At 43.7% G+C, this 24,247-nt stretch carries 24 protein-coding genes and 2 pseudogenes; 14 read left to right on the top strand and 12 right to left on the bottom strand.

Going from position 1 to position 24,247, the window contains the following annotated elements:
* Nucleotides 1-67 precede the first annotated feature (67 nt).
* Entirely contained in the window at nt 68-1,636 is a 1,569-nt protein-coding gene (locus R8N49_RS17255) for a DEAD/DEAH box helicase (RefSeq protein ID WP_258489123.1), read from the bottom strand.
* Nucleotides 1,637-1,784: 148 nt separating this feature from the next.
* On the opposite strand from R8N49_RS17255, the pseudogene R8N49_RS31030 reads away from it, so the two are divergent.
* Nucleotides 1,785-1,862, top strand: a pseudogene (locus R8N49_RS31030) (VOC family protein); the annotation flags it as partial.
* Nucleotides 1,863-1,921: 59 nt separating this feature from the next.
* Here R8N49_RS31030 and R8N49_RS17250 read toward each other — a convergent pair.
* The gene (locus R8N49_RS17250; protein WP_005373753.1) at nt 1,922-2,632 is read right to left on the bottom strand and encodes a biotin/lipoate A/B protein ligase family protein; all 711 of its coding nucleotides are present in this window, start codon (nt 2,630-2,632) and stop codon (nt 1,922-1,924) included.
* Nucleotides 2,633-2,856: 224 nt separating this feature from the next.
* Here R8N49_RS17250 and R8N49_RS17245 point away from each other — a divergent pair, with 224 nt between their 5' ends.
* On the top strand, nt 2,857-3,183 hold the full coding sequence (locus tag R8N49_RS17245) for a DUF4156 domain-containing protein (protein ID WP_017633591.1): 327 nt from the start codon (nt 2,857-2,859) through the stop codon (nt 3,181-3,183).
* Between the two features lie 79 nt (nt 3,184-3,262).
* On the opposite strand, the gene R8N49_RS17240 is transcribed toward R8N49_RS17245, so the two are convergent.
* A complete protein-coding gene (locus R8N49_RS17240) occupies nt 3,263-4,291 on the bottom strand; it encodes a hypothetical protein (RefSeq protein WP_186585477.1) in 1,029 nt (342 codons plus the stop codon).
* A gap of 411 nt (nt 4,292-4,702) precedes the next feature.
* Nucleotides 4,703-5,851, bottom strand: a complete 1,149-nt coding sequence (locus tag R8N49_RS17235; RefSeq protein ID WP_017819834.1) for a PLP-dependent aminotransferase family protein — start codon at nt 5,849-5,851, stop codon at nt 4,703-4,705.
* A gap of 125 nt (nt 5,852-5,976) precedes the next feature.
* Between R8N49_RS17235 and R8N49_RS17230 the strand changes: the two genes are divergently transcribed.
* Nucleotides 5,977-6,846 (top strand): AraC family transcriptional regulator, encoded by an 870-nt coding sequence (locus R8N49_RS17230; protein ID WP_005387011.1) that lies wholly within the window; start codon nt 5,977-5,979, stop codon nt 6,844-6,846.
* Between the two features lie 80 nt (nt 6,847-6,926).
* Nucleotides 6,927-7,829, top strand: coding sequence for a LysR family transcriptional regulator (locus R8N49_RS17225; RefSeq protein WP_017633593.1), 903 nt, complete (start codon nt 6,927-6,929; stop codon nt 7,827-7,829).
* A 77-nt stretch (nt 7,830-7,906) separates the two neighbouring features.
* Here the strand turns inward: R8N49_RS17225 and R8N49_RS17220 are convergent, their stop codons facing one another.
* A complete protein-coding gene (locus R8N49_RS17220; RefSeq protein ID WP_025767963.1) occupies nt 7,907-8,710 on the bottom strand; it encodes an SDR family NAD(P)-dependent oxidoreductase in 804 nt (267 codons plus the stop codon).
* A gap of 228 nt (nt 8,711-8,938) precedes the next feature.
* On the opposite strand from R8N49_RS17220, the gene R8N49_RS17215 reads away from it, so the two are divergent.
* A complete protein-coding gene (locus tag R8N49_RS17215; protein ID WP_005373737.1) occupies nt 8,939-9,178 on the top strand; it encodes a YdcH family protein in 240 nt (79 codons plus the stop codon).
* Nucleotides 9,179-9,251: 73 nt separating this feature from the next.
* Here R8N49_RS17215 and R8N49_RS17210 read toward each other — a convergent pair whose 3' ends face one another.
* Nucleotides 9,252-9,923, bottom strand: a complete 672-nt coding sequence (locus tag R8N49_RS17210; protein WP_186585475.1) for a cupin domain-containing protein — start codon at nt 9,921-9,923, stop codon at nt 9,252-9,254.
* Nucleotides 9,924-10,131: 208 nt separating this feature from the next.
* On the opposite strand from R8N49_RS17210, the gene R8N49_RS17205 reads away from it, so the two are divergent.
* The 4 genes from R8N49_RS17205 (at nt 10,132) to fabG (ending at nt 14,008) form a co-directional block, all read left to right on the top strand.
* Entirely contained in the window at nt 10,132-11,274 is a 1,143-nt protein-coding gene (locus R8N49_RS17205) for a hypothetical protein (protein ID WP_017633595.1), read from the top strand.
* Entirely contained in the window at nt 11,264-12,190 is a 927-nt protein-coding gene (locus R8N49_RS17200; RefSeq protein WP_186585473.1) for a metal ABC transporter solute-binding protein, Zn/Mn family, read from the top strand. Before R8N49_RS17205 ends, R8N49_RS17200 begins: the two co-directional genes overlap by 11 nt.
* 3 nt (nt 12,191-12,193) lie before the next feature.
* The gene (locus R8N49_RS17195) at nt 12,194-12,988 is read left to right on the top strand and encodes a metal ABC transporter permease (protein WP_167416166.1); all 795 of its coding nucleotides are present in this window, start codon (nt 12,194-12,196) and stop codon (nt 12,986-12,988) included.
* A gap of 300 nt (nt 12,989-13,288) precedes the next feature.
* Nucleotides 13,289-14,008 (top strand): 3-oxoacyl-ACP reductase FabG, encoded by a 720-nt coding sequence (fabG, locus tag R8N49_RS17190; protein WP_017633598.1) that lies wholly within the window; start codon nt 13,289-13,291, stop codon nt 14,006-14,008.
* Between the two features lie 279 nt (nt 14,009-14,287).
* On the opposite strand, the gene R8N49_RS17185 is transcribed toward fabG, so the two are convergent.
* On the bottom strand, nt 14,288-15,892 hold the full coding sequence (locus R8N49_RS17185) for a S8 family peptidase (protein WP_132937018.1): 1,605 nt from the start codon (nt 15,890-15,892) through the stop codon (nt 14,288-14,290).
* A 394-nt stretch (nt 15,893-16,286) separates the two neighbouring features.
* Here R8N49_RS17185 and R8N49_RS17180 point away from each other — a divergent pair.
* From R8N49_RS17180 to R8N49_RS17170, 3 genes and pseudogenes are all read left to right on the top strand, one after another.
* Nucleotides 16,287-16,610: pseudogene (locus R8N49_RS17180) on the top strand (IS1-like element transposase); the annotation flags it as partial.
* 406 nt (nt 16,611-17,016) lie between these two features.
* On the top strand, nt 17,017-18,207 hold the full coding sequence (locus tag R8N49_RS17175) for a hypothetical protein (protein ID WP_169608780.1): 1,191 nt from the start codon (nt 17,017-17,019) through the stop codon (nt 18,205-18,207).
* A 259-nt stretch (nt 18,208-18,466) separates the two neighbouring features.
* Nucleotides 18,467-19,093: a hypothetical protein gene (locus R8N49_RS17170; protein ID WP_140316752.1), complete on the top strand. Its 627-nt coding sequence runs from the start codon at nt 18,467-18,469 to the stop codon at nt 19,091-19,093.
* A 74-nt stretch (nt 19,094-19,167) separates the two neighbouring features.
* On the opposite strand, the gene R8N49_RS17165 is transcribed toward R8N49_RS17170, so the two are convergent.
* On the bottom strand, nt 19,168-19,434 hold the full coding sequence (locus R8N49_RS17165) for a hypothetical protein (RefSeq protein ID WP_315874179.1): 267 nt from the start codon (nt 19,432-19,434) through the stop codon (nt 19,168-19,170).
* A gap of 86 nt (nt 19,435-19,520) precedes the next feature.
* Nucleotides 19,521-20,105, bottom strand: a complete 585-nt coding sequence (locus tag R8N49_RS17160; RefSeq protein WP_140316751.1) for a hypothetical protein — start codon at nt 20,103-20,105, stop codon at nt 19,521-19,523.
* A 414-nt stretch (nt 20,106-20,519) separates the two neighbouring features.
* Between R8N49_RS17160 and R8N49_RS17155 the strand changes: the two genes are divergently transcribed.
* The gene (locus R8N49_RS17155; protein WP_140316750.1) at nt 20,520-21,029 is read left to right on the top strand and encodes a hypothetical protein; all 510 of its coding nucleotides are present in this window, start codon (nt 20,520-20,522) and stop codon (nt 21,027-21,029) included.
* A gap of 259 nt (nt 21,030-21,288) precedes the next feature.
* Here R8N49_RS17155 and R8N49_RS17150 read toward each other — a convergent pair whose 3' ends face one another.
* The 3 genes from R8N49_RS17150 to R8N49_RS17140 form a co-directional block, all read right to left on the bottom strand.
* Entirely contained in the window at nt 21,289-22,041 is a 753-nt protein-coding gene (locus R8N49_RS17150) for a DUF3307 domain-containing protein (protein WP_048626770.1), read from the bottom strand.
* Nucleotides 22,034-22,684: a hypothetical protein gene (locus R8N49_RS17145; protein ID WP_048626769.1), complete on the bottom strand. Its 651-nt coding sequence runs from the start codon at nt 22,682-22,684 to the stop codon at nt 22,034-22,036. The genes R8N49_RS17150 and R8N49_RS17145 overlap by 8 nt, the downstream gene beginning before the upstream one ends.
* Before the next feature lie 200 nt (nt 22,685-22,884).
* Nucleotides 22,885-23,325 carry a hypothetical protein gene (locus R8N49_RS17140; protein WP_048626768.1) on the bottom strand — a complete coding sequence of 147 codons (441 nt, stop codon included), beginning with the start codon at nt 23,323-23,325 and terminating at the stop codon, nt 22,885-22,887.
* Nucleotides 23,326-23,602: 277 nt separating this feature from the next.
* On the opposite strand from R8N49_RS17140, the gene R8N49_RS17135 reads away from it, so the two are divergent.
* Complete coding sequence (locus R8N49_RS17135) at nt 23,603-24,040, top strand: hypothetical protein (protein ID WP_048626767.1); 438 nt, start codon at nt 23,603-23,605, stop codon at nt 24,038-24,040.
* Nucleotides 24,041-24,247 lie beyond the last annotated feature (207 nt).

The raw sequence follows: 24,247 nt of genomic DNA, 5'->3' as shown, positions 1-24,247 counted from the left end.
AAGAAAAACAAAGCCGCTGAGATTATCAGCGGCTTTGTTGTATTTGCTATCGGGGGCCGTTTACAGGTTAGTTTGCAGCTTGCGGACGAGGCTTACGGCGTTGGCCTGATGGTTTGTTTCCTGCAGGCTTAGCATTGTTTGGCTTGCGGTTACCAGACGGTTTACCAGCGTTGCCACTCTTATTACCGTTTGGTTTATTTCCATTCGGTTTATTGCCATTTGGCTTGTTGCCGTTAGGTTTGCGGTCATCTGGTTTGCTGTGTGCACGGCCTTGGTTTTCACGGTTACCTTTAGGCTTGTCTGCACCGCCTTGGTTGGTGCTGTTTTTGTTGCCGTTGTTACCACCGTTGAAGAGACGTTTAGGTTTGTTTGCACCATTGCCTGCTTTCTTTTCGGCTGCTGGGGCGTTTTCACTTGCAGCATTTGGCGCTTTTGGTTTTTTCGGCTTCTTAGGTTTTTTCGGTTTGATTGGGCGCGTATCCAGTTTAGATTCTGGCACCACATTGGTTGGCGCAAAACCTTCCAACTCTTTACGTGGTAGTACTTCTCGAATCAAACGTTCAATCGCAAACAACTCAGATGCTTCTAGCGCACACACCAGTGAAATCGCTTTACCTACTTCGCCCGCGCGGCCAGTACGACCAATACGGTGAACGTAGTCTTCTGCCACTTTCGGTAGCTCAAAGTTCACCACTTGCGGTAATTGCGGAATATCGATACCGCGCGCAGCAATGTCCGTCGCGACCAACACACGAATTTCACCCGATTTAAAATCCGCCAGTGCTTTGGTACGCGCACCTTGGCTCTTGTTGCCGTGGATGGCAGCAGCCGGTAGGTTTTGTTCGATCAGGAACTTCGCCAGACGGTTTGCGCCGTGTTTCGTTTTCGTAAACACCAGCACTTGCTTCCAATCGCCGTCTTTGATCAATTTAACCAACATCGGTGCTTTCTTCTTAACGTCTGCTGGGTAGATGCTTTGCTCAACCGTTCTCGCTGTCGAGTTTGCCGGATTCACTGAAATCTCAACTGGGTTGTTCACCAAGCCTTTCGCAAGATCGCGGATCTCATCCGAGAAAGTCGCCGAGAACAGTAGGTTCTGACGCTGTTTTGGTAGCAGAGCTAGGATCTTACGAATGTCACGGATAAAGCCCATATCCAACATGCGGTCTGCTTCATCCAGTACCAGAACTTCTAGTTGGTCGAACTTCACTGCATTTTGGTTGTACAAATCCATCAGGCGGCCTGGTGTCGCAACCAACACATCCGCACCTTTGCGAAGACGCAGCATTTGCGGGTTGATCTTCACACCACCAAAAACAACCGCACTGCTTAGTGGAAGATGACGGCCGTACATAAACACGTTTTCTTGCACCTGAGCCGCCAGTTCACGCGTTGGCGTCAGGATAAGTGCACGAACTTGGTTAGCACGAACGCGAGGGCCGTTCGATAAACGCTCAAGAATCGGTAGCGTAAAGCCTGCGGTTTTACCTGTACCAGTCTGCGCTGCTGCCATTACGTCTTTCCCTTCCAAAATAGCAGGAATTGCTTTTGCCTGAACTGGCGAAGGGGTGTCGTAGCCTTTCTCTTGAATAGCTTTAAGGATTGGAGCAGATAGACCTAACGAGGTAAAACCCATATGTATGATTCTCAATTGTAGAGTTAGATAACAACGCGCCGAAAACAAATCGGTGCGAAAAGTGCGACATTCTGAGGCTTTTACGCGCAGGCTTCAACTAATTCCGTCATGGATAAATATTTGAACTGGATCTCATTTCTTTTTGGCAGGCAAAACTGATAACTGGTTTGGTCGATCGATTGAATGGTTTTACGTTGGCGATGCCCATTCTTACATCGCTATCACGGTATGCAGTTTTAGTTTATCAAATGCTGTTCGGAGTGTGGGGGAGGCTTGCTCCTTTCATTACTCCGCTTTTGCATGCGTTAAAAACGCACTCGTCAATTGCTGAAAGAGCGAATCTACCGATGGGCGGTCGGATACATGATGGAAGAGCGGTGTGTGGACATCACCACGAATATCATCGCTGTGACCGCAAAGCTGATTACACATTCGTACTGGTTCGACAATCTTCTCGACGTCGGCATCAATCAGAATGCATGCTTGTGACAATACCACTTGTCCGCCGCCTTTTTTAAGTAAAACACGCTGCGCGGTTCCCACGACTTTTTGCCCGCCAATGTTGAGGTTGTACTCGCCATCGCAGTAGGAATAAGGCGTAGCATGAACATCCACTTTCACGCCGAGCTGTTTAAAGAAAACCGTTAATATCGCACATAAATCGAGATACGCTTTTTTGATGTTGTAAGGCTCGCCTTCTGGCCAGTGGTAAATGTGGGATAGATTGATAATACCTGGCACCTGAGGGACTGGGGCACCACCGGTTTTACGAGAAAAGAGCTTCCAGCCAGACGTATTTAACGCATGTTCTAACTCATTAGACACTGGCCATTTCTTACCCGCGGGAAGCACGAGCGTTGGACTTTTTACTTGCCAAAGCAATAGCACTTGCGAGAGTTGGTTGGACTGAACTTGTTTAATGAGCTCATCTTCTTTGTCAAATGCATCAGCGACTTCCGTAGCTGTGTAGCGAATTAGCTTATTTTTAGCAACCAAACTCTATCCCTCGCGGCTATTTAATCGTTACTGTTGTATCTCAGATACAGCTTTATTGCTAGGTCTGAGTGATTAGGCTTTTGCTCGCTAGCTGCATGATCACCTTTTGGATCTTTTCCGTTGTCCATTAATTCTGCTTGAACACGCGATAAAAAGTTTTTGCTAGTCATCACATCAGCCATTCATAAAATCTGCCATCTATGAAAAATTTTGGCGATATAAGTATGAAAAAGCGAGTGATGACTCTCGCGTTAGCGGCATCATTAACGGGATGTGTGACGTTCCCAACTCAAGAATCTGAGCAAGTACAGGTGCTTTGGGACAATGTGAATGCGATTGAAAACTGTGAACTAATGGGTACCGTGATCGGCTCAGAAGGACACTTTTACGATTACTGGTTTCACGCAGATAAAGACATGGTTTGGGGGACGCTAAACCAAATGCGCATCAAGGCGGTGGATTTAGGCGCAGATACCTTGTACTTGTATCAACCGTTGAGCTTTTCTACGTCAGTGACGATGTTTGCAAATGCTTACAAGTGCAAACAGTAGCGATTTTCTTGCTCATAATTGAAAGACAGGCGCTGCTCGCCTGTCTTTGATGCGTTCTACAAATACTGGAGACTTTGCGTTAATTAACGTTTGCTGTCGCCACCGCTGATGTATCAGAAAACGACAATGTAAAGTCTCGCTCGGTATTAAGCACTTTGGCTGGAAACTCTAAGCTCAACTGCGTATGTGGCGCGACTTCTGAAGCAATGCTAGTAACGAATTTTCGGGTTTCTCCAGGAGAGATCGATATGTCACTTCCACCTTGTGATGAGAGCTCAGCGATACCCATTGTTTCAAGTGTGTTACCTGCAGTATCCGCCAGGTGTAATAAAGACTCTGACTTGTAGATTAATTCTCCACTTTCTGTGCGATATGCATTAAACGAGTTGAAATTTGGTTGCAATGATCCTTGTGAACCAATGTTAGTAACGGAAAATGTCACATTAGCGCCATCAAAGTTCTCGACTCTTACAAGTACGTTACTGTCTTGGTAACGAGCGGCTGCCGCCGCAGTTGCTTGCTGTTTCTGCCTCTGTTTCTCTTTTTCAATGTCGCTTAACTGTTTCTGCTCATTAGCGATTCGATTCTTTGCCATGTAGTACGACTGATCGACCATTGCTATTAAAGCGGGGATTGAATACAAAGTGAGGCCTTCCAAATGGTCAAAGTCGATTTTGGCATGTTGAGTACGTTTATGATTAGAAAATTGGCAGTAACCATCAATCAAACTGATTAAAGCCACTTCAAAAGTGCCCTGTAATCGGCTTACTTCCTGTGCTGCTTTCTCTAGATTTGAGCGGACTTTCCGAATCTCTTCCAAACTCTTTTGTGAAAGACGACCGTTTGGCGATACGTCGTTAGAAACCGAAACCAGTTCTTCGGTCACAAATGGATTGTTTTCGGCAGGAATCACCGTAGTGATACGGTTGGATTTGGTGATGTCTTCGCCCAATAAAACCATCATTTTTTGCGATGCGGCGGTTGTGTTGCCCGCTAATACGTCACTACAGTTTGGCGACGTATTGGCATACACGGCGAATGCGGTAAAAAGTGAAAGTGTAACGGACCAGCCGATGGTGACGAGTCCTGTCGTGGTTCGAGTATTCATCCTGATAACCCCTCTGTCATTTGGTGCGATTCACTGACGTAATAGCCAATCAAAAGATTGGCTCGCGACATTCAGAATGGTTCTGGTCAACCCTTCGTAGTGGGTATGCCCACAGATGCTTATTTAGTCGTTTATCAACCGCTAAGCCACGATTGATAAAGTGTCTGAAATTGAGAGCATTAACGCTGCGAAGTTGATGTCTTTGACTGAAAGATAGACGTAACTTTTCTAACCATCAAATACGTGATTGAGTTCTCATTTTTATATGAGTGAGAGGTTCAAGAGAAAACAGGCACTTACTGTAGAGAGTTGATTTGAAGGAAAAATATAAATTTTTTTGGGAACTTTTTTGATGCTGCCTTTGAGACTTTTTTTTGAATCTCAAAGGCAGGTTCTTACACTCGCGTTCAATTACAACGTGTTGAGGACATCCGCGAGTCGAGAGACAGCTGTCGTCAGTTCTTCTGGTGTAGCATTGGTAAAGTTAAGACGCAGAGCGGCTTTTACCTTTGAACCTTCTGGATAAAAGACCGGGCTAGGCACTACAGCAACCCAGTTTGCGAGAAGGTTTTTCGCCAGTTCGAAGGTGTCGCATTCTGGAATCTCGACCCAAACGAACATACCACCATCGACGGGTTTGAGTACGCAACTTTCTGGCAGCTGTTTTTGCAGTTCAGCAAACATGACATCGTAACGTGATTTGTAAAGCGCACAGATGGTTGAAATGTGCGTTTCGAAGTTGTCATGTTGAAGTAGACCATGCAGCAAAGCTTGCATAGGAATACTAGAGTGCAGATCGGCACCTTGTTTAATTTTGATGAGTGGCTCAAGGTAGCTACTCTTGCCCGTAACTACACCAATACGCAAGCCTGGTGAAGCTATTTTGGAGAAAGAGCGCAATACGATGGAGTGCTGTGGGCAGAAGTCCGAAACCAGTGGAAGCGCTTCACCAGAAAAACGCAGCTCGCGGTATGGTGCGTCTTCAATGAACGCCACGTCGTATTGTATACAAAGCTCGGCAACTTTTTGGCGAGTCTCTAGCGCCCAGCATACGCCCGTTGGGTTGTGAAAATCGGGTACGGCGTAGAACATTTTTGGTTGCTGCGTGGCAAAGCACTGTTCGAGTTCTTCAAGGTTTGGGCCACACTCGGTTTGTGAAACGGTCACGATGTTGGCTTGCACTAGACCGAATACTTGCATAGCACCAAGGTAGCTCGGTGCTTCCATCACCACTTTATCGCCCGGATTTACGTACGCACGCGCAATCAAATCTAGCCCTTGCTGAGAGCCCGTTGTGATCATCGCCAAATGAGATTCCGGCAGCTGGTAATAATCGGTCAAAAAGTTAAGTAGCGGGGCGTAGCCTGCTGTTGCGCCATATTGAAACACCTCTGGCATATTAGCGAGGTTTTCGAGCGTCGGTTTCATTAAGTCGATCGGGAAGGTTTTTTCGTCCGGCAAGCCACCTGCAAGAGAAATGACGTTCTTATCGCTCGCTGCTGCGAGGATCTCTCGGATGTAGGATGACTTAGTTTGTTGTAATGACTGTGCGATTTCCATGTGCTGTGCTTCTCGTAATTGTCTTTTTTTATGTCAGAAATAGTATAGGTAAATTGCCAAGCTTGGTGTGTCCATTTATGCTGTTAAATATGTCCATTTATGCTATTTAAGCGAAAGTTTACTCCGTGAGCCATCAACAAGTTTCCAGAATCAATGACGTGCTGTTTTACATTCACCAGGACATTAGCAGAGATTTATCGGCTAAAGAGCTAGCAGATGTAGCAGCCTATTCTGAACAGCACTTCCATCGTATTTTTAAAGATGTGGTAGGGGAGTCTGTCCATCAATATATCCGTCGCACAAGAATGGAATACGCCGCCAATCAACTGATGTTTGATACCAGCTCATCGGTGTTAGACATTGCTAACAAGTGCGGCTTTAGCTCGGTATCTTCTTTTAGCCGAGCGTTTAAAGCAACGTTCGCTATGTCTCCTGGTGCGTGGCGAAAGCATGATTTACAAGTCGCAGAAAAGCCGTATCTAAAAGATCCGGAAGTGGCTGCGGGTTATCATCGGGTTGCGAAACGCGAGTTGCCAGAACCTAAAATTATGGAGGTTCCACAACGCTTTGCGGCTTATGTGCGGCATGAGGGTTATAGCCGTTCCATTCGCAATGCGTGGCTGATTTTGAAGGCGTGGGCAAGCTCTGAGAATCGGGACTTTTCGGTTCAATACGGTTTGCATCACTCCAACCCCGCTTGGGTCGAGCTCGATAAGTGTCGCTATGTGGCTTGTATGGCGATTGATAAGCCGCTTAAAGTACGCGGTGTCGTGAATCAAATGACGATTCCGGGTGGTTTGCATGCTGTTTTTCGCTTAACAGGGGTATATGGAGAGCTTCTTCCTCAATTGAGTATGGTGTTAGAGAAGTGGTTGCCGAATTCAGGCTTTAAGCAGCGTTCTACTCCCGCTTATGTTCACTATCATAAAAACCATTTCCTCAGCCATGATGAGGCGTTTGAGCTGGACTTCTATCTGCCCATCAGCTTTTTCTAACTGGAGTATTTATTTACTATCCGTAAGGAAGAAAATGCTAAGCTCTATATGGTGATTTTTTACAAATAATTGAAAATTAAATGAACATCGATCATGTAAAGCTATTTGTCCGTTTGGCTTCGACACACAACATCAGCATGGCTGGTCAGGAGCTTGGACTTTCTCCTGCTGTCGCTAGCGCACACATCAATAAACTTGAGGACAGCTTAGGAGTTCGTTTAGTTCATCGCACCACACGCAAAGTTTCCTTAACTGAAGAGGGGCAGGCATTTTTACCTCACGCGGAGGAGGTCCTTGCAACAGTGGAGGCAGCAAGGGGAGCTGTTGGCTCAGGGCAGAGCGCGCCAACGGGAGTATTACGTATAACCGCCTCTGCAACTTTTGGTCGCTTGCATATTGTGCCCGCATTAAAAGGTTTTATGGCGCGTTACCCAGGGTTAACCGTGGACTGCCGATTTTCTGATTCCATTATTGATCTGGTTGAGGGAGGTTTCGATGTCGCCATTCGTGTCGCTGAGTTGAAAGATTCTTCATTGGTCGCAAGAAAGCTTGCGCCAGATCGTCGTATTATCGTTGCATCACCAGATTATATTGAACAATTTGGGAGACCTAACAAGCCCCAAGACTTGACGAATCATCAATGTATTAACTTAGTTGGAATGAATAATTGGTCATTCAATACAAAAGATGGAATGGTCAATGTAAGAACTTCTGGTCGTTTTAAAACCGATAATGGTGATGCGATGAGAGACGCGACGGTAAACGGGTTAGGTATTTCTATCAACTCGGTTTGGAGTGTTTATCAAGAATTACAAAGTGGTCAGCTAGTGGAAGTACTCGAAGATCACCCTTTAGCGATGGATGCTGGGATTTGGGCTGTGTACCCAAGCTCTCGTTTAATTGCGCCTAAGGTGCGTGCCTTTATTGATTACTTTGCTGAATACTATGGCACGCCACCTTATTGGGAGTTTGCGGAAAAGTGATAACAAGTTTCACTTATCGAATACATTGTTTTTAAGGTCCGAATAAAAACGAACCTCAAGATAATTCTTAATTGTTATTAATAGAGTTTGCTTAAGATTAATTCAATAGTATCAATTATCTGCTGTGTTTTGCTTTGATCTAATGCATCAGGGTGTGGGGGCGCGAATGCTTCAATGTCATTATCGAAGTACATACCATGCGCTTGAGCAAACTCTTCTGATAGCGCAGCGCGAGTTAGAATATCTGCTCCTAAGCGGATATCACCACCAGCAACCCCATAAGCATCTTTAACCATCTTACTACCTAGGAATGATTTTGGGTTTACTGATACCAACATAGGGCCAGTGTTCTTAAGCTTTAGTCCGATTGCTCGTGACCACATCGTTAATGCCAATTTGCTTTGGGCATATGCTTCGCCATCTGACAATGGTTTGTTACCGAGTAAAGCGCTAGTGTTTACTGTTGTTTGTGCAGCTGAAGACAAATTAACCACACGACCCGTATCTCCGAGCAACGGCAATAGCTCTCTAGTGAGTAAGTAGGGAGCAATGGTGTTGACTGCGAAGCGTACATCAAGACCCTCTTTAGTTCTTGGATTTGGTGTTGCGTACACACCAGCATTGTTAATGATGACGTCTAAATGATTGAACCGTTCTGTTATCTCCATCACTATCTGTTTTACCGCATTGGGAGAGGATAAATCAGCAACAAGGCTTTCAACTTTACCACTTTTCATCTCCCTCAAACTTTGCTCAACTTGTTGAACTTTCTCTATATTCCGGCCATGGATTATTACGTGTTGTTCACGGTTAATTAACATTTTCGCGGTTTCTAAACCAATACCGTCAGTAGATCCAGTAACTAGAATTGTCTTTCGCATGATCGCTCTCATTGTTGAAGGTTAATATAGAACGATCATAGTGGCATCTTTTGCATTCGACTATTGAGACTAAAAAGAAAACACTTTCTAGGAAAAATTGAAAATAACTTTGTTGTTCTTTTTGTGGACGGTGCGACGAATTAACGTCTCATTAGATGCTACGGTTATACATGTGGTGCTCAAAAATTAGGCACTATTTTGTACTCAAATAATAGCCAAGAGGTCTCTATGTTAGGTGAAAATCACTCATTAACTCATGAATTCCCAGAACATTTGGATACCATTACTCAGCTTACCGAAAACGATGCATCATTTGCTGAAACCGTTAAAAACTACAATGCTTTAGATAAGGAAATCCGCGTACTAGAACTTCAAGGAAGCCCGATTGATGATCACGAAATGAACGTGTTAAAACATAACCGGGCTGAGCTCAAAGACTGGCTCCACTCGCGAATAATGGGTTCTTAGTGACGAAATGATCATCGGCTCGTAAATTGCGGGCCGATTTTAGTTCCAATGGACGATGCCAAGTGTGCAAACACTAGGAGTGCTGAGCAGGAGCTTGGAGCGGCAGGTGACCAGTTTTTACCCAAATGATCGTATCTTGCTCTACAAAAGGAAAATGCTCACTCATATGTGGGCTTCGAATCCAAGAGAGAGCGGGATAGGTACCTAGCTCGTCTCTAAACTCTCCTGACAATACGAAAATTTCTTCACCACCAAAGTGACGGTGTGGTTGAAACTTCTTACCTTTTGGCCATTTAACCAATGCGACATGTTCGTGCTCAAAATTATGCAGCGGCATGACTTGCAACCCACCGACACCACTCTGCCAGCTCGCTTGGTTTGTATTAATGCGAACTGTTTCAAGATCCTCAGATTCGAACTGATTTAGTTTAACTAAAATCACACAGCCTTCTTTGCTAAATGGTGCGTGTTGACTTCCTGGAGGGTTACGAAGGTAAGTGCCGGCAGGATAGTCACCGTATTCGTCAGAGAATACCCCCTCGAGCACCAATATTTCTTCTCCTTGAGGGTGAGGATGAGTCGAAAACTGCGAATTTGGCTCGTACTTAACGACGCTGGTGGTATGCCCTGATTCTTTGGCTTCTCGTTCCAAAGGTTTGCGCCACACACCTTTGGAAGGGCTGGCGATCCACTCCTGTTGAGCAGTATCTATCACGATTCTTTTTGAAAAATCCATATTCAACATATTGAAATTCCGTTACTTATTTAATTACTAATTCTCATTAGTATACGTATAAAAAACATCAATTGATTCATTTGTTGATAGCCCAATTCATGGATTGAGTACGAACATGAAATCGGAGCCTAATTTAAATTTCTGCTTGTGTAATGAGAATTGTTATATTATAACATCGCAAAATTAAATGTTATAACATAACAAAAAGGAAATAGTAGTGAATAAGAAATTGGTGTCTCTCGTGATCGGTAGCATTTTTGCATCCCCTGTTTTTGCCGACACACTATCGAACCCACAGATTGGTGTTGTTGTTGATGGCTACTACCAAGATGGCCAACGTCATAATTCTGAGCGCGAAGAAGGCTTTGGTCTAGGCCATACGGAATTAAACTTCTCATCAAATATCGACGACAAGTTTTACGGCGCATTGACCGCGGTTCTTGAAAGTCATGGTGATGAGACAGAATTAGAGCTTGAAGAGGCATTCATCGAAACTTTGGCATTGCCATATGGTGTAAACGTGCGCGCTGGCCGATTCCTATCTGACTTTGGTTACCTGAACAACCAACACATGCACACCGATAGCTTTGTTGAGCGTCCAATTGCTTATCGTACTTTCCTTGGCTCGCACTACTACGATGATGGTGTACGTGCAAACATCGTGTTGCCAACCGACCTTTATGTAAAACTTGGTGTAGAAGCGCTCAGTGGTAGCAAAATGTCTTCTGTCGAAGATGGTTCTGAAGTTGGCGTGTACACCACGACGCTGAAGCTTGGTAGTGACTTCTCCGAATCTTCAAGTTGGCAGTTTGGTTTAAGTTACCTGCGTAACGAAAACGGCAAGGTTAAAGAATTCGAAGATCACGACCACGGTCATGAAGAAGAGCATGAGCACGATCACCATCATGGCGCAGCAGTGACAGGTGCGAACCTTTACGGTGCTGATTTTGTTTGGAAATGGGCACCAGACGGTAATTACAAATACAGCAACTTCACGCTATCGGCTGAATACATGCTGTTAGACGGTGTGGTAGATAGCAAATATAAAAACGATGCAGAGTCACCAGACAACTTAAGCGCTTACTATGTTTCGGGTGTTTATCGCTTCAACCCAAGCTGGTCAGCAGGTCTACGTTACGGCGAAGCAGAAAGCTACGATGGTCATGCACATGGCGACCACATGCATTTTACTGAGCTGAATGATAAAGAAATGGATGCGATGATCGCATGGGATTCTTCTCACTTCGGTACTATCCGTGCGCAATACACTCGCATTGATAACCAAGACAGTGAGACAGACAACGTGTTCACTCTGCAATACGTGATGACATTTGGAGCGCACGGTGCTCATGCGTTCTAAGCTGACATTAAATAAATGCAGTTTGGTGATGATGGCGGCAGGAGCTGCCATCATTGCTTCGCCTGCTTCGGCTCTAAACATTTTCGTTTGTGAGCCAGAATGGAAAGCCTTTCTTGAAAGCCACGCGCCAGATGCCAGTATTTATTCAGCGACAACGGCTAAGCAAGACCCACATTACGTACAAGCTCGTCCTTCTTTGATTGCGAAGATGCGCCAAGCGGACATGGCAATGTGTTCGGGCGCAGAGCTAGAGGTGGGGTGGTTACCTATGCTGCAAGTTCGTAGCAGCAATGCGGCGGTGCAAAATGGTGCGCCGAGCATGATCTACGCGACGGACTTCGTGCGCATGTTAGATACTCATGCTCACGTTGACCGTAGCATGGGAGATATACACGCTCACGGTAACCCACATGTTCAATTTGCGGCAAATGACATGATTCCATTATCTCGTAAAGTCACGGAGCGCCTAAAAGCGATTGATCCCGACAACGCACCAAGTTACCAAGTGAATGGTATGAAGTTTCGTGCTCATTGGCGTAAAAAGCTTAAAGAATGGAATGAGAAAGGGGCTGCTTTAAAGGGTAAGCAAGTTGTCGGTTATCACGCGACGTATCGTTATTTGTACGATTGGCTCGGAATGAAGCAGATTGCCGATCTCGAACCTAAACCGGGCATTTCACCGACCACATCTCACCTGCAATCACTTACCAAGTTAGATGCTGACAGTTTTGATGCGATTGTTTACTCTTCTCATCAGGATCAGCGTCCAGCGAACTGGTTGCAAGATCATACTGACAAACCTGTGATTCAACTGCCATTGACCGTTTCTGAGGGTGAAAGCTTAGATGAGATGTACGATCAGGTCATTGATGATTTACTGGATGTGTTAGTGCCACCCGTTCCTGTGAAGATCTAAGTCATGGCGGATTATGCATGGCTTTTACCTGCGGTTTTTTGTGGTTTAATTGCGTTGGTTGGCAACATCGTACTGGGGCAGCAAGTTCTTAATCGTCAGATCATCTTTATTGATTTGGCGGTGGCGCAAGTCGCGGCATTGGGGGCAGCACTAAGCCACTACTGGTTGAGCCAATACGCGCTGTTCTCAGGTTCATTCTTTGGCGAAATGATTGGCCCTTGGGTGATGTCTTTGATGCTTTGCGGTTTGATTGCTTTAATGGAGAAACGATACCAGCAGCATTTAGAGCCCATGATTGGCAGCTTGTTTGTTGTGTCTGCATCGCTGGCGATCCTGCTGGTGAGTAAAGACCCACACGGCGGAGACTTTATTCAAGGCATTCTTAATGGGCAACTGTTATGGGCGACTTGGGCAGACGTTTGGCCTTTGGCACTCATTACCACTGCGATGTTGCTATTAGTTTGGTTAAAACCTGCGTTTATGCGCGGTAGTGGTTTTTATCTGATCTTTGCTATTCTGATGCCCATTACGGTCAAGTTAACCGGCATTTATTTAGAATTTGCTTTGTTGGTGATTCCAGCTTTATGTGCGGCAGCATTGAAGGGAACTCGATTCTTTGTCGCCAGTATCAGCATCGGTATTGTTGGGATATTAACGGGTATTGCCGCATCGGCTCGCTATGACTTACCGAGTGGTGCGAGTATTGTGATCACCCTGTTTATTGCTGGCATGTTGTTTAATCTCTTGCTTCAGCCTTTTCTGGTGAAAATAACAAAACCAGCTTTTGTAAGAGATTAAGAGACAAGTAATATTGGTCTGATGAAGTAGTATTTGATTAATCAGACCAATACTTTTCTATCCAAGTCCTCCAATCGTGTAACTTTGCGCCTTCCAACACACTTTCTTACGTTGATCTTGCCATAGTCATCAAGTTGCCTCGATTAGTTCACATCCGACTCCCAGACTGTTTCTATAGTTTTTATAAGATATAAAAGACCCTGCGTATGAGAAGCGCAGCTGTAACGCGACTAGGCATAAAAACAAAAAACGCTAGGGATACAAGCGAATTTGTAATCTCAACATTTAAGGAAGACCAAGATGAAACCGGAAAAAGTAGCAGTAGTCACTGGTGCGGCTCGTGGTATTGGCCAAGCGATTTGTGAGCAATTACTGGAGGATGGATTCCACGTAATCGGGCTAGACATATCTCCCGTGGAATGGAGTCAGTCGGCGCAGCTAAGCAGTTATCAAGTCAACTTGTGTGATGCCGAAGCCGTCAGTGAAGTAGTAGAAAGTGTTGTAGAGCAGCACGGAAGAATCGATGCTCTGGTTAACAACGCGGGCATCACTCGAGATGCATTGTTGCCAGATATGTTAGAGCAAGACTGGGACAGCGTGATCGACGTGAACCTAAAAGCGGTGTTCTTACTCACCCAACGTGTTGCTCCTGTCATGCTAGAGCAGGGCACAGGCAGTATTGTTAGCATTTCTTCTATAGTGGGAACGGATGGTAATATCGGCCAGAGCAACTACGGCGCAAGTAAAGGCGGCGTCATCTCAATGAGCAAAGGCTGGGCGAAAGAACTTTCAAGAAAGGGTGCACAGATACGCGTCAACTGTGTCGCGCCAGGCTTTATCGCCACCGACATGACCAAGAACCTGCCAGAGAAAGTCATTCAAATGATGGAAGGCAAAACCCCATTAGGGCGCATGGGCTCAGTTCAAGATATCGCCAATGGCGTCTCTTTCCTAACCTCAGACAAGAGCGCCTACATCACAGGCCAAGTGCTCAAGATTGACGGTGGGTTGGTATTATAGCTCGCTAATCAAAACGTCAAATACCAAACGCCCTTTACTTATATGAAGGGCGTTTTTGTTTGAGGAACCCGACTTATGTGAGTACTACTAACTACTAATAGAAAGCCTTGATGCCGCTTCGAGTTCGCACTCTCATTGAGTTCTTGAAGCAAAAAACTGATGCGTTTGAATAGCATCGAACGTGTCCTATGAAACTCAGTAATCCTTAAGCACAGTATTCCCAAAAGAAAAGCCCACCGAAAAGTGGGCTTTGTTCTCTTTCAATAACGAGAATAATAACTAGTAGCTTGCTTGAATGCTGACACCACTATAGTTTGAGTAACCTTGAATCATGACGTGGTAGCGTCCATTTTGTGTTGCGCTTACCGTACATGTTTCATTGTTACCGTATTTGAAAGGTCGGCACTCCCATACATTCAGTGCTGGTTTTGCACCAAAACGGAGATACAAGTCAGCATCGCCAGTACCGCCATACATCTGTACGGTTAAGCGCTGCCCCGCCTCTACATCAACATAGTAATACGCGACTTGACCAGTTGAACCACTTAAACCGCTCACTGGCACGCCCGAGGTTAACTTGCCTTCTGGGTCCGGTGTTGGATCTGGACCACCACAGTCTTGACCACAATCAGCATCGGTTAAGCTATAAAGTAGCTTGTTCACGCTGCCTCTTGTGTCCGTCACCTTTCCGCTTGTTGCGCGACTAACGATCAAGGCTTCCACTTGGCTTGGTGACAACGAACTGTTTTCTTGAAGATACAGTGCTGCTACACCCGCTACATGTGGCGTCGCCATCGAAGTACCACTAATGGTTTTGTAACCACCGTCATACCACGCAGATTTGATTTGCGAGCCTGGCGCAAACACATCCACACAACTGCCCCAGTTTGAAAAACTCGAACGTGCATCCGTGCTGGTGGTCGAGCCGACAGTTACTCCGGAAGCAACGCGTGCTGGAGAATAGTTACACGCATCGGCGTTGGAGTTACCTGCTGCTAGCATAAAGCTGACACCTGACTGAACCGCACTTTGCACCGCACTATCCAGAGCGACGGATTGACCACCGCCTAAACTCATGTTGGCGACTGAAGGTCCGGAAGCGTTCGCAGCCACCCAGTCCACACCGGCAATAACACCAGAAGTAGAACCCGATCCGGTACAGCTCAATACTCTCACGCCGACAAGGTTGACGTTTTTCGCAACACCATACAAGCTGCCGCCAATGGTGCCAGCTACGTGTGTGCCGTGTCCATTACAGTCACTTGCATCTGCATCGTTATCGACAAAGTCATACCCTGAAACTGAGCGACCACCGAACTCAACATGCGCGTTATTCACACCAGTATCGATGACATAAGCCGTTACCCCAGTCCCATCAAAGTTGGCACTGTAGTTGTTATCGAGTGGCAAGTTTCGTTGGTCGATTCGGTCTAGTCCCCAAATGGCATTGGTTTGATTTGCGTCTGCCGAGACTATTGGGTCAAGCGATAGGATTCTGTCTTGCTCAATGTAGTCCACACGAGGATCAGAACGCAGATCTTTTAGTTGCTCAGGACTCAAGTTAGCGACAAATCCACTTATCGAGTGGTCAAAAACCGACTCCACTTGTATCGAATACAAACCAGACATGCGGTCTACGGATTGTTGCGTGAATTGCTCGAATTCCGTTGAATTGCTCACCATCATTTGCGGCTGTTGAAATACCACAATATAGCGATCTGCAATGGCGATGTCGTCCGGTGCAAGCATCAAAGTGGCAGGCAATGTGTCGGGAGCTTGTTGTAACTCTGCACTGTCCGCAATCTCATTGGGTTGCGAAAAAGCGAGAGAAGAATGAAAACAGAGTGCGGAGGTGATACAACAACTTAGTAGTTTCTTTAACATAAAATGTTCCTCGAAATCATAGTCTTGTTGATTTTTACCTAGTACCAAACTGTCAACACGAAAACACAGACAATCAGCGTAGTGCGTGCTGAAGTGACGTTACACAAGTCAAACTAGACAATGAGCAATCATATGCATAACTGATAATAATTCGCATACTCAGAAACATGATCAATAACCAAGCTTTATTGAAATTGAAATGCAAAGATTCATTTAGACTTAGAGCAAAATCCCTAAAATAGAATAATTCTACACACCTGACATATTGCCTGTTATATGACTTCATCTTACCGATAATTTACGCAATAAAAACCTAACTATCCTTTTATTGGTCATAACTCAAATCGGTTGATAGATGTTAATATAGCCACCTGATTTCTGATGTTTTTAACTCATGGTTACTATCCAAGTTCAATATCGTTTCTGTAATAAAACAGAGCCCGTTCGTGAACATGGAAAAGGGCATTCTGGCTCTCCTCGCTCCAGATGTATCGAGTGTCGAAAGAGCTTTAACTCGATTACGTTTACGAAGCCCGCAAGCCAGATGTAAAAGAAAAAACTGTTGATATGTCAATGAATAGCTCTGGCGTTAGGGAAACAGTACAAGTGTTGAATGTCGTATACAACACAGTATTGAGTACTTTAAAAAATCTCGCCAAGGTAAGTAACCTCAATGCCTTTCGATAAAGCAAATATAAGACTAATTTGTAAACTTGAAAGGCTAGCTGTATTGGTTGAGGTATATGAGGAAAACACTTCCCCATTTAAGAACTGAAACACACTTTTGCCCCATTGTCATTTTCGCTCTTTAAATTTCTTGTCGTCCTGCTTCAAAATTTTCCTCAATAAAATTCATGTGAGAGAAACATATGGTTTTGCAAAATTATTCATTAAAGGTGAGTAGTTAAAAATCGGTTGCCCGGAGATATGCTGACGATGATTTTGAGTCACTTCGGGGACAGAAGCGAGTTAGTCTTAAAGTTTTAAATCACTAGTTCAGACTGTCGGAAAGGTAGCAAGTGCCCCTTCAAAGATTTTTTTATTAACTGTGATTTAAGATAAAAATTGCTCGCGGAATCTTAGTTACTCTGTTTTTACTAGAATGTCATAGGCTTAAGATAACAATGTCCACTGTATTCAGAACAATTGATGGTCGTATAGTGCCGATTAAGAATGGAAAGCAAATTGATGTTAACAAAGCCAACGTAGTTAAACCCAAACGGCCTAAAGGCTTTGTTTCTACTAATGCTTATTACGGTGCATCTAAAGCATTTACTATACCTAACGCGAATTGTCCAAAGTGCGGTGCTAGCGTCTACTACTACGAACACCCAAATGGTGCACGAGTGTTTTTTGACTCTCTAGGGCCACCTTGGCCGAAACATCCATGCACGGTTTCGATGACATCTCTACAGTCAAAGAAAAATACAAAACCGATATTAGAGAATGGCGGCTGGAAACCTCTTCTCATCAAAAACATAGTAAGCTCTGATGTTCAAGAAGGATATACAGTACTGGCTGAAGCTGATGATAGCCGTGATACATTTGAAATTGATATTAAGCCAGCGTTGATGAGGCAAAAACAGTTTAAACGCAAAAGTATAGAATCTTTATTGTTGTATGGCCGCCCTGTAGGGGAGAGCAAAGCAGAAATAGCAATTACATGTGGTCTATTTGACTGGATAATGTTCGGTAGAGTGAAGCGGGATACTCGCCAGCAATACATTAAGCCAGCACCTCGAGAGTTAGATGTAAAAGAGCCAATACAACGTCTAATAAGCCAAAAAAACAAGAATATAAGTTTTTCCACCCAAAAAGAAGAAAGCCGATGGATATTCACCATGAATATTGATGGTCAAGAATATAAACTCATCGAAGATAGTGCCAAGCTTGTTAATAAATTATGCAAGGCTGAACAGGATACTACCTCTGCTTGGTATAGAATTGCTAAAAGTTCAAAAAATTACTACATAACCATTGTCAACACATCAATAAACTATCAAAAGTCACAATCCTTCAAACCACATGGCAGAGAAGAAGTCAGTGCCTCATCGCTAATCATCAAGCATCTGGGCTATGTAGAAGTTAAAAAAATAGAGCGAGCTGACAATTCGAGCCAAATCACCATTATTGGAAAACAGGCAGAAAAAACGTTATCTATTTCCCTCGATATTATGGAACTATTGAAACGAACCTCTTTGGACAAGCTATTTTTGGAGCAGAACCTCATAGCCCTTGAGAGGCATGGCGAGACCCACTTGCTAAGAATTGGAGGCACGTTGCTAGATGGTGCGTCCTTTGTTTTCTATAAGTGATGTTTAAGCTACGATTTGGGACAAAAGCAATTTATCACTAGCCTAAGCTAAACACGTTTTTGGTGAGCTTTATATGTTGATCTCAGTTTCTCAATCGACATTGCAGGCTTTTGGGTATGAACCATTGCGTGACAGTTAGGGCAAAGAGGAATGAGGTCTTGGATCGGATTGTCTAATCACAATTGGTCATTCGATTTCTGCAACATAGCCAATTTACTGTTACTTTAAGTAAGAACTACTATCCGGACGTGAACTTCAAATGAAAGCAAGTAAAAATATAATTTTAATTGGTGCAAGCACTACGGTATTACTTTCACCGCTTGCTGAGTCAGAACCTGATCCGGAATATATCGCGGCAAGAACTGCATCTTGGCAAGGATATGTTGCTATCAAAGAAAAGGCAGAGGCAGTCAAAGAGAGCAGTGGTCTCGCCTTCAATGTTTGTAGCTTTATATCGGAAACAACCAGACCGCAATATCGACAGGAGGAAGATAAGTTATTTTGTAAACTTTCCAAACAACATGGTGATTGGATTTGGTTTGAATTGGCGGGTGGCGGTAGCGTTTATTGCGGAAATTATTACGCAGTTGCAATGAACGGAGTTAACCCTGTGGCTATGGTTTCTAGCAATGGGTGTATTGAGGATTACACCATTACAGTAATGGACGGAATGCATGAAGTTGATAATACAGCTTTGCTAGAAATAGATGGTCAGTTGTTCAATTATGATTACAAAACTTACGATAGTGGGGAACTTCTTGATAGTTTCGCAAATGCTGACGACCGAGTAACATTGCTTTACGCGAAGGAAAACCGTATTGAAACGGTAAACCTTTCAACTAGAGGAAGTTCGGCAGCATTGCGATTCTTAGGGTTGATTGAGTAAGTATTGCAGCAAAGGTGTGCTACGCGCCACATTCTTCATTGTGACCTTCCGGTCTACTTGGGGACAAAAGCGCCTCAAGTTCTGGTCTCGGCAGCGGCTTGCTCTGCCAATTTTTCTGTTAATTCAAGAATGGTATTTGTCGCACTTTGGTATGTGAATCCATCAGGACAATAAAACGTAGTGCCGCGAGAGCTAAGCTTCCAATAGATGATGCCAATACCTAAACAAGCACAAAGGTTTTTCATTATGCTCTCAAGCTTTTTTCTTTGAGACACATTTGTTCTCGCAGTACTAGTGATAAATGAACCTGATTCTCGCCCCTCAACAATTATCACTTCCATTGTTTATTCCTATATCAGTCTTATTTTGAATCACCCAGTTTATCAGCTATAAGTGTCAATGGGACAAAAGCAACCCAGTTACATATTCAGTTGTTAGTAGCAAAAGTTAGTTCTTCATTCAGAAAAGCCGCCACGGTTTCCAAAGCCGTGATATCAACGCATGTGTAGTTGTCTAGCTTTGCTTCTTTGGTCTGTTTAGGATACAGAAATCCTCTATCAGGTTGCGGTATTGAATGATCTGCTTGGTAAGGGTATCGCTGATGCGTAAATACGTTCGCGTTTCTCGTTAGGTCATCACGTAAATCTCTTTTATAGCGAATCTGGTACTGGTCGATTAAGTAGAGAGCATCATCGGGGTATTTACTGCTCAAATTCGAAAATAGTTGTAATAAGTCATGCCCTTTTTCATGCATAACACCTACACCTCTACCGCCGTTCCAATATGTTCGGGTTCTTATGCTCTTTAGGTAGCACTCTATTGATAATGATAACAGAACATAATAAGGAGTACCGCTTACACTGGTTTTTCGCAGGGCCTTCGCTGCATCATAGTACTCTTGGCCCTGAGAGCTAAACCCAAAGTCAACGATCTCATTCGTAGCAGTAATGGAGCCGTTATCAAGCGCATCATTCCATCTTTTTTGAATTTTTGTTTGAATTTTATTTTTCATAGCGTCTTATGGGTTTGTTGATGCTGTATGGATGAAAGGGACAAAAGTGACTTAGGTGTATGTAACTGGATGAGATAGTATCTACCCAAGTTGATGTAGCGTAAAGCTTTAAACGGACTGAGTTTCATTACGTAATGACACCCAAGCGGCATATACCCCTAGCTGCCTAACCTGTTTTTGTATGAACTTTCTTTGAGGTGTCAACCTATCACGCGTGTTTGCGTTCTGATAGCAAAAGCACTGCCAATGATTGGCTCCTAGTTAATACGGCGTCTTTATCCATAAATACTTGCTCATGCTTCACATGAATCGTTGATTCACATTGAGTTGTTCATAAGGTTTGAGCAAGATAGACGGAGAATCAAAGCGGAACTACTCCGTCTAATAACCGATCATACGCACAGGAGTGCAGTAGTGGCTAAAATTAATCACTCAAGACCTTATCTTCGCTACGTTGATAATATTAGACGTGAGTTAAGTAAGGCTTCCGCTCAATATCGTCAGTCTCCGAATAAATCTAAAGCTAGCCTCTCTGCATGGGATAAAATGAGCAGAATTGAACTGACTGATGTTGAAGAGAAGAGTTTATTTGACATTATTGAACTCAGTACTTCATACATAGATCTTTCATGTGAAATTATCTCCTTAATCATGGTGAAGGGAAGCTCAAAAAAGCGTAAGAAGTTGAATGCTAAAAGAGAGGAGGTTCACCAAAGACTACAAGAAGCCTCTGATGTTCTAGTAGCATCTGAGATGCTAAATCAAATGAATGGGCGAAGTTCAGGTGTATTTGATTGGTGGAAATTACTTCAATCTATTCTCGATAAAGAAGGTGTGACGGAGTTGCAGGAAATAGCAGACGATGTTTTCGCTATGTCGTTTAAAAAAATCGAAAGAGTCATTGAGGAGGCTGGAAAAGGGTGAGTGTAACAGGACGCCTTGGAGTGCTCCCCAACGCATGGTGATCTGTATCATCAATACTGATTACTGAATGAAGCGACTTTTCATACGAAAAATAACCCGAAAGGCTAATGTGTTCTGAGAATCGTAACTCCGAATCATCTAGATCCGTATTACGATTCTGAGGGTATCAGACTCGTTCGGGGGACAAAAGCGCCTTAGTGCACCTAATCTAAAATGCTTGTCCCCCCTTTCCGTATTTCGAGGGGACAATTTCAGCCAATTACTTTATTTTCGCATCCAAACCAACTGACACTAAAGTACCTATCAATATTGTGATCACAACCGATACCAATGAACCGATCAGCACATACTCGGTCATGCTTCGGTCGGCTGATTTATTCAACTCACCAAATCTAAATATTGACTTGGCCGCCAATACAAAACCCACCGCAGAATAGCTCCCCACAAGCGTAAAGGTCAGTATTAACAGGCGCTCTAAGTATCCGATCAACTCGCCACCTGCTATCAGACCATTGTTATCGGTATCTTTGCTAGATATTGGGTATTTTTTTAATACGCCGCTAATCACAATCGAGGTCGGCTTGAGGATTAGCAAGTAAGCGAAGGCGACCACAACACCATCTGAGAACTTATCATGTTTAAGCACGGCATCAATCGTAAGACCATCTGTCATGTGAAAGGCAATGGCTGCGAGCACCGATACATGCAAAGTCTGGTCAATAATAAAATAGGAAAACTTATCACCATTTGTTGCTCTTACCTTCCACAAATCGATAATAAAATGACTTACCGCTACGATAGTTACCAAACAAGCTGTTGAGCGCCAATCAATACCTAACACTATAGCAGGAGCTAATAATGCGACGCCGTGTAGCAGTGAATGAAAGTACAGCTCAGTTGAACGGTAAGTGTATTTCTTCTTTGCTTTTACCCATTTGTTTGGTTGGAGGTAAAAATCAAAGATGATGTGAACCATCAAGAACGGTATTAGAGCACTAAAAAAATCAAACATACTTGAGTCCCGCAACTTGATTTATGAATCGCCAATTTAGCTCACTGATTAGCTGCCAACCTGATGCTTTAAGTGACTTACTGGCAGTGGCAGTAGCGACATCGAGCTTTTCAGCTAACTCACTAATAGACAAACCTTCATTGGTTTGAAGCATCGGTAGCATAACTTCACATTGGCGGGACGTTAATTCTGTTAGTTGTCTATCGAGGTATTTAAACAGCAAGTCAAAGTGCTCCGTGAGTTCGAACCGATCAGAGCTAAATAACAATCTTTCGCTTTTCAAGGCTTTTAGCCCACGCCCGGAAAGAACAAATGCCTCACCCATCGACTCAGAGACCAACACACGTAAATCGGTATTAGAGGCAATAGCAAAGCTAATGCGACAATCAAATTCTTTTCCAAGCGCTTTGATGCCAACACGATAAATGATGGTGTATCTCAGAGCGTTTTCAATATCATGCACCACAGTCTGAAACTCATCTCCACGCTCAATACTATGCGCATTTGATGAATTTCCTTTGGTGATCAATCCCTGAATATCTTTAATTCGTTTAAGTAGTTGATCAAACTGATCAGACGTTAGCTTGGTTGAGTTGACAATATCGCCGCTGATTACTGCGATAGGCTTAGAGGCAGACTCCACATTAAGACTCCTTGTTGCGTGCAGATATTAATTTAGCCATTTATGGCTAATAATGCAAATTTAGCCGTTTATGGCTAATATTCGGGATTTAGCCGTTTAGGGCTAAAGAACTATTCACTTTTGGGGAGGGTTACACTACGAGTGCATAGCGTATTTGGGACAGAAGCGAGTTTGAGTTCACCGTGTTGTACTACTAAAGCTTATCGTGTCCGGCAGAGCTTGAATTCATAACCGTTCTCAACCGAACCATTGAGTTCCTTGACTATCCACAAATGACTGTCATAACCAGCTTTAACACCTCCTTTGGAAGTTCCAAATTTAGTGCCTTTTACCAGTATCACATAGCATTCGATAGATCGAGAAAATGCATCTGTGACAGCTTCAAATAGTTCTTTTGAATGGCTAATACTTAGAGGTTTATGACCAAGCCCTGTGGTCATTGCTGGAACTCTTTTGAAAAACGTACCTATCTTGTGGCTGTATTTGTTGTTTTCAGGATCTATGTGGTCTGTTTCCGCCGAGAATACATAGATTTGATCGGTTTTAGCTACCCAAGAGTATTGGTCTCGTTGAGTAGCACCAAGGCACTGGTACGCTGTCTTTAAGCCTTTGACCCAAGTTAGTTGCTTTGATGGTTCCACTTATGGCTACCAATACGTAATGTCGATTATGAACTCATAGTACGGGCATCTAATATGACTGGTCAATTACAAGGGGACAAGAGCAAGATGAGGAGGATACTTTAAGGCCATTGACAAGCTTATTATCCACCTGATATTTTAAAGGTTAGGTTTGACGCCACCTAGACCTGACTCGTGGTCAAGGCGCTTTCTACTTAACTAATGAATCAATGCTCATTGGGAATAGTGTGTGAGAGTCACATTGCATGTCTTTAGCCCAATAAACGAGGATTGATACATGTCTAACAAACCCAAATATCCAGTTTACCTTTCACAGCTTAAGCAGTTTAAAGAATCAGCCAAACAATTTGCAGATCTGATTTCTGATGAATCAGAAACTTCTCCAATTTCAGCTTTCAAGAGAAATGATTGGCTTTCTCAGGCGTTAGGCCATAAAGGCCATAGTGACCTCACCTTTTTCGCAAAGTCTTGTCGAGACTCAGATACTTCTGAAGAGTTATATTTGTTCTGTGATGATGACCAGCTTCAAACTGCGATTATTGACATTTTTTCTTCAAAGCTTCCTGCTGTGCCTAGAGAGGTTATCGAAAGTGCAGCATTTCAAATGAAAATGGGTGAGTATTTCAGAATGTTAAATACCCCACTTACAGAAGAAGAAAGCGAAGCTCTATCAAAACTTGGCGGTTACGGTATGGACGATACGTACTATGGATAAGCTTAGAGGGGATGAAGACGTTTCCTCTTTTCTATTAATGGGTGTGTAGTTCTGTTCAGGGACAAAAACGAGTCAGGCTCTGAGGTCAATAACTCGCTTTATTTGCCTTAACCACTCAAGTCTAATAGACGAGGGGCTAGATGTTCTGAAACGCTATCAACAGAATTGTTAGCTAAGCATACAAACGATAACCAAGCTAGAGTGTGA

The organism is Vibrio sp. 1978 (genome assembly GCF_033344345.1).
This window is presented reverse-complemented; position numbering and strand designations above follow the sequence as displayed.